Annotated in this window: 13 protein-coding genes; 9 read left to right on the top strand and 4 right to left on the bottom strand. The window is 60.0% G+C overall.

The annotated features are described in order from the left end of the window. The coding region (locus P0D70_RS35270; RefSeq protein ID WP_408187909.1) for an EAL domain-containing protein at nt 1-490 on the bottom strand (490 nt) is incomplete at its 3' end. 433 nt (nt 491-923) lie between these two features. Here P0D70_RS35270 and P0D70_RS35265 point away from each other — a divergent pair. Continuing rightward, entirely contained in the window at nt 924-1202 is a 279-nt protein-coding gene (locus P0D70_RS35265; RefSeq protein ID WP_408187911.1) for a transposase, read from the top strand. A 147-nt stretch (nt 1203-1349) separates the two neighbouring features. Here P0D70_RS35265 and P0D70_RS35260 read toward each other — a convergent pair whose 3' ends face one another. After that, nucleotides 1350-2744 carry a sensor histidine kinase gene (locus tag P0D70_RS35260; protein WP_408187908.1) on the bottom strand — a complete coding sequence of 465 codons (1395 nt, stop codon included), beginning with the start codon at nt 2742-2744 and terminating at the stop codon, nt 1350-1352. Next, the gene (locus P0D70_RS35255) at nt 2734-3411 is read right to left on the bottom strand and encodes a response regulator (RefSeq protein ID WP_091809086.1); all 678 of its coding nucleotides are present in this window, start codon (nt 3409-3411) and stop codon (nt 2734-2736) included. Before P0D70_RS35255 ends, P0D70_RS35260 begins: the two co-directional genes overlap by 11 nt. 271 nt (nt 3412-3682) lie before the next feature. Between P0D70_RS35255 and P0D70_RS35250 the strand changes: the two genes are divergently transcribed. The 8 genes from P0D70_RS35250 to P0D70_RS35215 all read left to right on the top strand — a co-directional run bounded on the left by P0D70_RS35250 (nt 3683) and on the right by P0D70_RS35215 (nt 10741). Continuing rightward, nucleotides 3683-4702: an ABC transporter substrate-binding protein gene (locus tag P0D70_RS35250; protein ID WP_091806267.1), complete on the top strand. Its 1020-nt coding sequence runs from the start codon at nt 3683-3685 to the stop codon at nt 4700-4702. Nucleotides 4703-4744: 42 nt separating this feature from the next. Continuing rightward, a complete protein-coding gene (locus tag P0D70_RS35245; protein WP_091806264.1) occupies nt 4745-5539 on the top strand; it encodes an ABC transporter ATP-binding protein in 795 nt (264 codons plus the stop codon). A gap of 16 nt (nt 5540-5555) precedes the next feature. Further along, on the top strand, nt 5556-6419 hold the full coding sequence (locus tag P0D70_RS35240; protein ID WP_408187907.1) for an ABC transporter permease: 864 nt from the start codon (nt 5556-5558) through the stop codon (nt 6417-6419). Between the two features lie 462 nt (nt 6420-6881). After that, nucleotides 6882-7148 (top strand): hypothetical protein, encoded by a 267-nt coding sequence (locus tag P0D70_RS35235; RefSeq protein ID WP_091806258.1) that lies wholly within the window; start codon nt 6882-6884, stop codon nt 7146-7148. 361 nt (nt 7149-7509) lie between these two features. Next, nucleotides 7510-8943, top strand: a complete 1434-nt coding sequence (locus tag P0D70_RS35230) for a tetratricopeptide repeat protein (RefSeq protein WP_408187906.1) — start codon at nt 7510-7512, stop codon at nt 8941-8943. A 100-nt stretch (nt 8944-9043) separates the two neighbouring features. Further along, nucleotides 9044-9526 (top strand): glycoside hydrolase family 108 protein, encoded by a 483-nt coding sequence (locus tag P0D70_RS35225; RefSeq protein ID WP_091806252.1) that lies wholly within the window; start codon nt 9044-9046, stop codon nt 9524-9526. Next, nucleotides 9526-10215: a hypothetical protein gene (locus tag P0D70_RS35220; RefSeq protein WP_408187910.1), complete on the top strand. Its 690-nt coding sequence runs from the start codon at nt 9526-9528 to the stop codon at nt 10213-10215. Before P0D70_RS35225 ends, P0D70_RS35220 begins: the two co-directional genes overlap by 1 nt. A gap of 208 nt (nt 10216-10423) precedes the next feature. Next, the gene (locus tag P0D70_RS35215; RefSeq protein WP_091806246.1) at nt 10424-10741 is read left to right on the top strand and encodes a DUF4148 domain-containing protein; all 318 of its coding nucleotides are present in this window, start codon (nt 10424-10426) and stop codon (nt 10739-10741) included. Between the two features lie 329 nt (nt 10742-11070). Here P0D70_RS35215 and P0D70_RS35210 read toward each other — a convergent pair whose 3' ends face one another. Next, entirely contained in the window at nt 11071-11319 is a 249-nt protein-coding gene (locus tag P0D70_RS35210; RefSeq protein ID WP_091806243.1) for a hypothetical protein, read from the bottom strand. Between the last annotated feature and the right edge of the window lie 115 nt (nt 11320-11434).

The raw sequence follows: 11434 nt of genomic DNA, 5'->3' as shown, positions 1-11434 counted from the left end.
CGGCCACACGCGCAATTTCGCCCGCGAGCGACTCATGCAGCGCCACATGAACCGGCATCGCGATCGCTACCTGCTGCAAGGGCAGCTTCGCTTCAAGACAACCGCGCAGTTCGCGGCATACACCGTCCACAATAAACAACGCCATTTCCAACGCGACCTGCGGATGCTCGATCGGCATCACGAAACTGCCCGGAAGCAGCACGCCATAATCAGGATGCGTCCAACGAACCTGCGCTTCCAGACGCGCCAGAGTTCCGCTCGCCGCACGATATGCACCTTGAAACACAAGGTGAAATTCACCCGCGCTCAACCCCTCCAGGACACGGCTTTCGAATTCGCTCAGTCCCACGGGAACATCACCGGCATCATCCGGGTCGTTTGGCGCGATACGCGCGATACGCGCGATACGCGCGATACGCGCGGCATGCGCCGCACGCTTCGTGGGCGGGAGCGCAAGCAATTCAGGTTTTGCATAGTCGAGCGTGTGCATGGCGAATTTGTTTTTTGTCCCGCCGACATATGCACATGTCGTGCCAATAGGCGCGACCACTACCGCTTAGAGCTCGCCAGATTGCCGGAAACCCCCACCGGGCATCGCATTGCACAGCACAAGGAGCAACCTTGGCGAAGCATGATTTGCTTCGCCAAACGTTTGCGCGATACCACACGTTACGTAGCGTCCCGCTTTACGTTACGTTGCACCGCACATCGTCGCGAGCGCGCGGAACAAATACGAATACCGACGAAGCTCGCCAAGTCCAGCCCATCAAAGAAGTCAAGCACATCAAGCGAGAAAATCCGGAACAATCTACCGCGACGCGTCGCAACAAGACAATTTGACCGATAAGAAAAGATTTACTAGTATCGCCACAGATGCAGCGGAAAACGACTGCGCATTCCTCACACAGTGTTCCGGGGCAGCCATGCTACAAATCCCTCTTTCCGACGACGACTGGGCGCGCGTCCAGAGTCTCTTTCCCGACCTTCGATCTACCCGCGGTCGGCCTCGCCGCAGCGATCGGGAAATTCTCAACGCGATACTCTGGTTGCAGCAAAGAAAAGAGAAATGGCACAGGCTTCCGGCCACTTTTCCGCCGCAGCAGACTTGTTATCTTCGATATATGACCTGGAAGAAGACGGGCGTGCTCGACCAGGTGAATGAGCTGCTTCCAGTATGTTGCACAGAGCTTTCGAATTGCTGATCAGCTATTTGATTTGCTTCGCATGCCGTAGCAAATCGGAGGCGAGCTTCTGCGTTGACGGTCGTGTTTGCAGGGCGCACTGATCCGCATCACCGTCAGTCATTAGATCCTCTGCAACCGTACACGCGACGCCGCTTTACCGAGGCTTTAAACCGCCTGAGGCTGCTCTGCCGCCGCGCGTGGAAACGAAACGCTGATATGCACGCCTTTGCCGCCCTCGCCCGGCTTCAGCGTGATTGCGCCGTGATGGGCATCTGCGATTTCACGCACAATGGCAAGGCCGAGTCCAGTGCCCTCCGTATCCGCGGACGCACGGAAAAACGGCTCGAAAACGCGGCTGCGCGACTCGGCCGGAATGCCGGGGCCATCATCCAATACGCGTACGGTGACGGTATCGGCTTTGGCATCCACGCCCACGGTCACGTGACCGCCACTTCCGGTATAGCGAATCGCATTCTCAGCGAGGTTCGCTATCAACGCCTGAAGCAGCCCGCGGTGCCCGGCTACCGGCGCGGTCCCGTTCAGTTCGGCGCCCAGATCGATGTCCCGCGCCTGCGCGAGCAGGGCGAGATCCTCCACAACTTCCATGGCTAGCGGGACCAGGTCCACCGTTTCCACCGCCAGTTGCGTGTTGTCTGCCGCCTCGGCTTGCGCGAGCAACAGTAGCTTGTTCGTGAGCCCGACCATCGAACGATTACTGCGATGCATGGCGGCCAGTGCTTCATCGAGAGCGGGATTCAAGCCCTCCTGTTGACGCGCGAACTGCAACTGCGTGCCGAGCAAAGTAAGCGGCGTGCGCAACTGATGCGCAGCGTCGGCGATAAAGCGGCGCTGCGCAGCCACCTGAACGCCCAGCCGCGCAATGCACTGATTGATAGCTTCGACGATTGGCCGCAACTCGGTATGCAGCCTCTCGACACGAATGGGCGCGAGTTGCATTGGATCGCGGTCGGCCACATCCTCTTTAACTTTCATCAGCGGCCGTAATTCGAAAGTCAGGCCGATGCACACCAGTGCGACCGCCAGCACGATCATCTCGATCTGCCGCACAAGTTGCGGCTGCCACAACTGCTCGGCCATGGCATCGCGCGAGCGCACGGTTTTCCCGACCGTCACGAGCACGCGATGAGTCGCGCCGTTGTCGTACATCAGACGCACAAGGCCGACCGCGCGCACGGCATGGCCCTGCAAATGCGTGTCGTAGTGATCGGGCGTATCCGCGGTCTGCGCCGGACGCGTGGGAAACTCAGGCGTGCCCGCGAGGAGCCGGCGGTCGTCGACGCTCACGCTATAGAACACCTGGTCGCGGTAAGGCGACACGAATACTTCGAGCGCGGCGGGCGGCACATCCACGCGCAGGAAACCGTCCACCCATTCCACTTCGCCGGCGATCATCCGCGCCGACGAGATCAGTTGATTGTCCTGCACCAGATCCGCCGTGCGCCGCGCGTTATCGTATTCGGCCTTGCCGGTCACGAATACATACAACGCGAGCGGCACCAGCAGCCACCACAACAGGCGCATGCGCAGGCTATTGGTCATCTTCTTTCTTGCGCAGTAGATAGCCGAGGCCGCGCAGCGTGACGATCGCCGCCGAGCTGCCGTCGAGTTTCTTGCGCAGACGCGAGATGTAGATTTCGACAGCGTCTTCGCTAGGCTCGTCCGCAAGCGTGAAGATCGCGTCGACCAGCGCCGGCTTGGTGACGGTTTTACCCAGTCGCAGGATCAGCGCTTCGAGCACGGAGCGTTCGCGCGGCGTGACGTTCAGCGGTGTCCCCTTCAGCGTGAACTGCCGCGTATCGATGTCGAACGCCAGATCGCCGCACACCACTTCGCTCGCCTTCGAGGGCGACTGCCGGCGGATCGCCACCTTGATCCGTGCAATCAGCTCACGCACTTCGAACGGCTTGACCAGATAATCGTCCGCGCCGGCCCCGAGCAGTTCGACCTTTTCGTCGATCGAGCCGCTCGCCGTGAGAATCAGCACCGGCGTCGCGTCGCCGCGCTGGCGCAGACGGCGCAGCACGTTCTTGCCCGACAGCTTGGGCAGATTCAGGTCGAGCAGGATCACGTCGTAGTGGTTGGTGCGCAGCAACTGGTCGGCCGCGTCGCCGTCCTGCACGGCGTCGAGCGCGAACGACTCCTGCTCCAGCATCTTCGCGAGCCAGTGCGCCAGTGTGGGGTTGTCTTCGATGAGCAGCAGCTTCATGGCGGGAACGGCAAAAGTCAGGCCGTCGATTGTGCCGTAAAACAAGGGCTTTGCGCGCTTCCCCTGTGGTTTGCGCCATACGCTGTCGAGTTTTGGGCGGGGTCGCGGCGAAGTTGCGGCGGGGTTGCGGCTAAGTTGCGGGTTAACACCCATGATTTGCCCCCAACCCCGAAAGCTACCAGAAGGTTTCAAATTTCTATAATCGCCGTCATTCACCCAGAAAGCGCCGCACGCATCACCCAGCGGCGACTAAACCTAAGGAGACTGCTTCATGCGTACCTTGCGCCAGATTGCCGCCGTGTCAGGTGTTGCATTCACCCTCGCCGCCGCCTCGGCCGCGGCCCACGCCGAAAAGCTCACGATCATGGTCGGCGGCGCCACCAAAATCATCTATCTGCCCGCCAAGCTCACGGAGCAACTCGGCTACTTCAAGGACGAAGGGCTCGACGTCGAAATCCTCTCGCAACCGGCCGGCGTCGACGCGGAAAACGAATTGCTCGCGGGCGCGGTACAAGGCGTGGTGGGCTTTTACGACCACACCATCGACCTGCAAAGCAAAGGCAAGGAAGTCCAGGCGCTGGTGATTTTCGGTCAGGTGCCGGGTGAAGTGGAGATGGTTTCCACCAAGGCGGCGGAGACCTTCAAGAGCATGGCCGACTCGAAGGGCAAGACCCTCGGCGTGACGGGCCTCGGCTCGTCGACCAGTTTTCTCACGCAGTACCTCGCACAACGTGCGGGCGTGCCGTCCACACAATACACGCTGCTGCCCGTCGGCGCGGACAACAGCTTTATTGCGGCCATCAAGCAGAACCGCATCGACGCGGGCATGACGACCGAGCCGACTGTCTCGCAGTTGCTGAAGACCGGCGACGCCAAGGTGCTGGTCGACATGCGCACCCTGGAAGGCACGCGCGCCGCGCTCGGCGGCACCTATCCGGCTTCGAGCTTCTACGTGCAGCGCGCGTGGGCCGAATCGCACAAGGACGAGGCCGCCAAGCTGTCGCACGCTTTCGCGAAAACGCTGAACTTCATCGCGACGCATAGCGCGGAAGAAATCGCCGCGAAGATGCCGAAGGACTACTACGGCAACAATAAAGACCTGTACGTCGGCGCACTGAAAGCATCGCTGCCGATGTTCACGAAGGACGGCAAGATGCCAGCCGACGGTCCGGACACGGTATTGAAGGTGCTCTCGGCGTTCAATCCTTCAGTGAAGGGCAAGCATATCGATCTCGCCAAGACCTACACCAACGACTACGTGTCGGCAGCGGTCAAGACCGCGGCGAAGTAACGCTCTTATATCAACGTCACGAGAACAGCGAGGCAGCAGCCGATGAATCAACCCATGTCACGCGATACGCCTGCGATCGAGATGCGCAACGTATCGTGCCGTTTCATTTCTCCCGATGGCAAGGCGACCATCGCGTTGCGCGACTTCAGCATGTCGGTGGCTCGCGGCGAGTTCGTCGCGGTGGTCGGTCCCACGGGTTGCGGCAAGTCCACCACACTCAGCATGATTACCGGCTTGCTGAAACCCACCACGGGCGAAGTACGGGTGATGGGCGCGCCGGTGGACGGCATCGATCCGCGCATCGGCTTCGTGTTTCAGGCCGATGCCGTGTTCCCGTGGCGCTCCGTGCTCGACAACGTGGCGGCGGGCCCGCTGTATCGTGGCCGCTCGAAATCGGCCGCGTATGACGAAGCCAACGAATGGCTGCGTCGCGTGGGCCTCGACAAGTTCGGCAAGCACTATCCGCATCAACTCTCCGGCGGTATGAGGAAGCGCGTGGCACTCGCGCAGACTTTCATCAACAAGCCGGAGATCCTGTTGATGGATGAACCATTCTCGGCTCTCGACATGCAGACGCGCACGTTGATGCAGGACGAGCTTCTGCAATTGTGGGGCGGTGTCGGCTCGGTGGTATTCGTCACGCACGATCTGGAAGAAGCGATTGCGCTGGCCGACCGCGTGTTCGTACTGACCGCGCGCCCGGCCACACTGAAGAAAGTGTACGAAATCGATCTGCCACGTCCGCGCGTTACGTCCGAGGTCCGCTACGACCCGCGCTTTATCGAAATCTCGCGTGACATCTGGCACGACCTGCGCGAAGAAGTGCAGATTGGTTAATCAAGGAACGGCAAACATGTCTACAAGCCCTCAACAGATGATGCCTTCGGGCATCGACGCCGCATCGCTCGCGCAAGTCGAACGTGTGGCCCAAAAACGCATCCGGCAGCGTCACGCGCTCGTGATCTCGTTGCGTATTGTCGTGCTGGTGGTCGTACTCGGCGGGTGGGAACTGTCAGCGCGCCTGAAGTGGATCGACCCGTTCTTCTTCTCGATGCCAAGCGCGATTTTCGACCAGATCGTCGACTGGTTCGTCAACGGCACCTCGCAAGGTCCGCTGCTCACCCAGGTGTGGGTCACGCTCGAAGAAACCGGCCTCGGCTTCATTATCGGTTCGGTCGCCGGGGTGTTCTGCGGCATCGTGCTCGGCCGCAACAAGCTGCTCTCCGACGTATTTAGCCTCTACATCAAGATCGCCAACTCGATTCCGCGCGTGGTGCTCGGTTCGGTGTTCGTGATTGCGCTCGGTCTGGGCATGGCGTCGAAGGTGGCGTTGGCCGTGGTGATGGTGTTCTTCGTCGTGTTCGCCAACGCTTTCCAGGGCGTGCGTGAAGCCGACCGCTATATGATCGCGAATGCGCAGATTCTCGGCGCGTCGCGCCGCCAGGTGACGATTTCGGTGGTGATTCCGTCGGCGTTGAGCTGGATTCTCGCCAGCTTGCACGTGAGCTTCGGTTTTGCGCTGGTCGGTGCGGTGGTGGGCGAGTTTCTCGGCTCGAAGCAGGGTATCGGTCTGCTGATCTCCACTGCCCAAGGCGCATTCAACGCAAGCGGCGTGTTCGCAGCGATGATTGTGTTGGCTGTGGTCGCACTCGCAGCGGATTATCTGTTGACTGCGGTCGAACAGCGGCTGTTGAAGTGGCGCCCGGCTGCGGTTTGATCGCGGAGTCGTTGTACGCTGAATAGCAACACTTGCGTCGAAGGCTAATGCCGTTCAGTCATGGACTGAACGGCATTTTTATTTGTGTGCTGGCCACCGCCGACACATGTCGTATTCGCCGCCACTCCATCCCCCGATACTTTTTCCAAATACGCATTCAGGATGGCTGATTAATACTTGAATCCGGAACCGATCTATACGTCTGCTTCACATGGTGGAGGCAAGAACGGCTCTCTGAACCGTCGCCGAACAATAAAGCCTCAGCGCGCACCTTTCCTTGCTACACGAAGCACTTCGATAACGCACCTCTCTGGTGCGCTGCGCAGAATTCGACAAGGAAGCCGGTAATCGTCTCCGCCCTGTGTTCCGTCGGATTGTCCGCCGTGAGTTGCGTGCAGGTCCGGCGGAACTTCCGCAATGAGGTGTCGCGAGAGCGACGCCGAGGGTTTGAAGGAGATGGACATGAAGAAGGCTCTGATCATCGCAGGCGGACTGCTTTGCGCGTTCACATGGCAAGCGCACGCTCAGGACGCCGGCACGGAGAGTACAGCGCAAACTCAACCGTCGGCAGCCGACGCGGTGGGCGGGCAACCCGCCACCACTTCGATGTCCGGCAGCCCTGCAAGCACACAAGGACTCTCGCGCGCAGCTGTCTACCAGCAACTCGTTCAATCGCAGAAAAACGGCGAAGCGGCGCGCTTGCAAGATCTGTTCAAGGGCGGCAATTAAAGAGCGCGACAGCATTGAAGCCGGCGACATGACGTGGATAGTTAGTCGTCCACTTCATTGCATGACGACGCCGTATTTTCGTACTCGTCTGCCTGGACGAAGCGAATGCGGCGTCTAATCGAAGTAGCCATTATTCGTAGACAGTTGGCCGCGTGCTTCGCCATTTCACACCGCCTGTCTCACTCCAACAAACTCGCGATCGGCATTCGTCGGTCCACGCACAACACATTTGCGCCGTTCACAACGGCCGTCATCCCGTACACGCCCGCCGTATAAGACACCGTGCGCTATGGCACGGTCGATGCATAAGAGTCGACACCCAGTCGTGCACTTACCAACATCGGTTGAATCGAGGTGCGTCATGTCGAGTGTGCAAAGTCAGCGTCGTCCAGTGAATTGGCGGAGCCGGTCTCTTTCCGCGGAGAGTGGTTCGAAGCATCGCACTCGAACTCATCACCTTGCCAGCGGATTCGTGCCGTTCGGATTACGGACCGCCGGTTTCATCGGGCGCGGCCCGAAGCAATTGTGGCCCTATGTTTTGCCGTGGGTCTTCGCGGTGCTCACCATCGGCTTCTTCTGTCTCGTCGTACGTGGCGTACTGACGCGGCAATTGCTGGTGCCGCCGGTTGAAACGCCGCAGTCGCTCGTGGAACGCGGCTATTCGTCGAACTTCCTGGCGGAACGCATCATGTCTTCGATGAGAGCGATCGGCCAGGACGCCGAATCGATTCCCCACGACACCATGACCGATAACGACGCGCAACCGGACATTCAAATCCCCGGTCAGGAAATGTCATATGCGACGACGGTGCGTTTCATTAAAGGCATCATCAAGCGCACGGACGTTGTCGTTCACGTCGGCATCACCAAGGTGAACGACAGCGCGGATTCCTACATCGCCCATGTGCAGATTGAAGGTGGCCCCTTCAATTCCCGTGAAAGCACGGTGCCTTTCGAAGGACGCGATCTGGAAAAGTTCGTGCACGACATCGCTGTCAAAGCCATGCGTCTGGCCGAGCCGAATATTCTCGCCAGTCACCTCTATTCGCAAGTGCAGAGAACCCGATGCTCGCTCGCGCAATGTGATTACGGCGAGATCGTCTCGATCTATGACGAAGTTCTGGCACTGCCCGCCTCCGAACAAGGCGAATGGGCGCTCGCCGGCAAAGCGTGGCTGCTCGCCAATCAGGGACTCTCCAAAGAAGCCGAACAGCAGACCCGCGAAGCGCTGACCGTCTACACACATTCGGCGGTGCTGCGTGCGAGCCTGGGCATTGCACTCGAACAGCAGCATCGCATCGACGACGCACTCGAAGCATTGCGAGCCGGTGCGAGCGAGAAGTCGAAGACGGCCGAAAATTTGCGTCTTCTCGGCGACGTGCTGCTGCATGCGAATCGTCACTCCGAAGCACTCGACGCATTCAAGCAGGCGGACCGCATGAAGCCGGATTCCGTCGACAACCTGCACGATTGGGGCGAAGCGCTCGTCACCGTCGGCCGATATGACGAAGCGATCGAAAAGCTCTCCCGCGCGGTCGCACTGCGCCCGGATCTGGCGCCTTCATACGCGGAATGGGGCCGTGCACTGGATCGCAAAGGCGATCTGCTCGGCGCCTCGCGCAAATATGCGCAAGCGTTGCAACTCGACGCAGGCAGTCTGTCGGCGCGAGAGAGTCATCTGGCGCGCGTCGCCAAAGCGGTTCAGGAAGGCGATCGCCGCGACATGACGAAACCCGATAGCCAAGTCAGACCGGTTTCCCATCCCCCCGCAGCACTTCCGTTTCAAACCGCTTAACAGGCGCCCCGTAGTACCGGATGGACCGCCACGCAAGGGGCTCGGCCCAGACGCACTTTTACCGTTGCAGTCATACACACAGTGGAAGAGGAGATGATCGATGGACAACTTCGATGAAGCGTTCAAGGCTCTGATCGGAAATGAAGGTGGGTACTCCTTCAATCCGCATGACCCTGGCGGAGAAACGATGTGGGGCGTAACAGCACGCGTGGCGCGCAGCCAGGGCTATACCGGCGCCATGAAAGATCTGCCGCTCGACACCGCTAAACAGATCGCGAAACAACGGTACTGGGATCCCTTGCACCTCGACGAACTCGACTCGCGAGTGGCCTTCCAGATATTCGACGCCAACTACAACGGCGGACTGGTGGTGTTGTGGATGCAAAAAGCGTCCGGCGCGCAAGAAGACGGCAAGTTCGGCCCGGACACACTGGACGCGGTCAAAAGCGCGGACCCGCTGAAGTTTGTCATGCGCTTTGCCGCCTATCGCTTGCGTTACCTGCGGAACCTGCATGCATGGCCCAATTTCAGCCGTGGATGGACAGAAAGAATGGCCGCTAACCTTCTCCTTGGAGCAGCATGATGGACTGGTCAAAAGTAGCATCGAACATTGGCAGCACCGCCCCGCTTCTCGCAGGGCTCGTGGGTGGTCCGGTCGGCCTCGGTGTCACCGCCGCCGCTTCGATCATTTCACATGCACTCGGAACGCCCAGCGATCCCACCTTCGTGGAACGCGCGCTGAACGATCCCGGCGCAATGGAGAAGATCCGGCAGGCGGAGAGCGCGAACTCGTTGCAGTTGCAACAACTGATGGTCACTGCCGCACAGGCAGGCCTCGCGCACGAAAGCGACATGGCGCGCATTCAGGCCGCCGATCGGGCCGACGCGCGTGCAATGGGTATCAGCAATAAGGACTGGGTGCCCAAGGTGCTCGCCATGGCGGTGACGGCAGGCTTTTTCGGCATTCTGTTGCTCATGGCGTTCCAGCCGCTGCCGGGGCCGAACAAGGATCTCGTCAACGTGATTGTCGGCGCATTGGGAACGGCGTGGATCAGCATCATCGGCTACTACTTCGGCACCTCGGTAGGATCGATGCGAAAGACCGAGTTACTCGCCAAGCCCAGCGTTCCCATTACGCCGGACAGCGCCGTCACGCTACGCGAGCCCGCCACTTCCGCGGCGCGTTCACAAGCGGCGCCCGCTCCTTCGCATGGCGAGATATTTCAGCCGTTCGCGCCGGGTGGACAAGGTCCGATCTATTCGGGCAGTTGACTCGCGCTTCGACGTCCGGACGATGCAGCGACGAGGGAACAACTCTCCATGCGCATCGTCCGTTGACGGCAGTTTGTCTCAGTTTCAGCAACAAACATTACCTGAAACGGGGATTACTCTCTCCAGATCGCAAATCTAGAATGCAATCACTGACTACGAACGAGAACGCTCGTAGCAAGACAAAAAACCGAACTGGAGGTAGTTGATCATGAAATCGCTCATTCAAGCTGTTGTTATCGCCACTGTACTGGCCGCTCCTGTCGCTTCGTTTGCGCAGTCCAACCAGCCCGCGACCCGCGCTCAAGTGCGTGCGGAATTGATTCAACTCGAGAAAGCAGGCTATCACCCGGGCCGCGACGACCCGCACTACCCGGCTGACATTCAGGCCGCGCAAGCTCGCGTCGACGCTCAGAATGGCACGGCGCAGGCAGCACAAAGTGGTTTTGGCGGTGTGGTGAGTGGCGCGTCGCAATCCGGCCGCCCGGCGCTCGCGAACGGCCCGAGGTCAGTCTACTTCGGCAACTAAGCCGGGGCCCAAGCGGTAATCAGGCAGGAACCGAGCCTTAACCCGCTGTTCAGCGGTCCGACGCACGCAGGCACCACGGCTTGCGCGTAGCCGGGGCGCTCAGCGCGCGGACGCAATGCGCGCACTGATTCAAATGAACTGGCCCGCGACCGAGTCTTCCCGATCGCGGGCCAGTTGTGTATTCCTTACCTCCGTCATCGGGCTCCCGATGGCTTCCGCCTGGACCTTCGCGGTCCGGGCGCTTTTTACTGGCAACCGGTTTGGCGGCGCCACAACCCTGGCAAAATGCGGTTATGGCGCGGTTTCATATATTGGGCGAGCGAATCGCGTCAGTCGCGCGCCACCAGATCGCCCACCTGACCGCGCCCGGTGACGAGACAGCTCGATAGAAAATTCTCGCCCTGGCTGCTGGCGCCCATGTCTCCAAAGCCTTTTTTCAGCGCGTTCGATTTGACCAGCTCGGCGCCCTGGTGGCACGTTATCGTCCCCATCTCTCCCGCTTGCGCGCGCATCAGCGCCCTATCCGCCATCAGATAGCCAAGCAGCAGCACCACGGCAATATTGAACGCCTGTCTCATGGTTCGCCTCCTCTTTTGAGCAGACTAACGCGAACCTTGGATGCGTGGTCCTAGGGGTTTCCCGATCGAACGCTATTTCATGATGCAGATTAAATCAGGTAATGCTTCCGCGCGA

Source organism: Paraburkholderia sp. RL17-381-BIF-C (assembly GCF_046026435.1).
Classification (GTDB): domain Bacteria; phylum Pseudomonadota; class Gammaproteobacteria; order Burkholderiales; family Burkholderiaceae; genus Paraburkholderia.
Note: the sequence above shows the minus strand (reverse complement) of the source record. Positions and strands in the feature narration are given on the sequence as shown.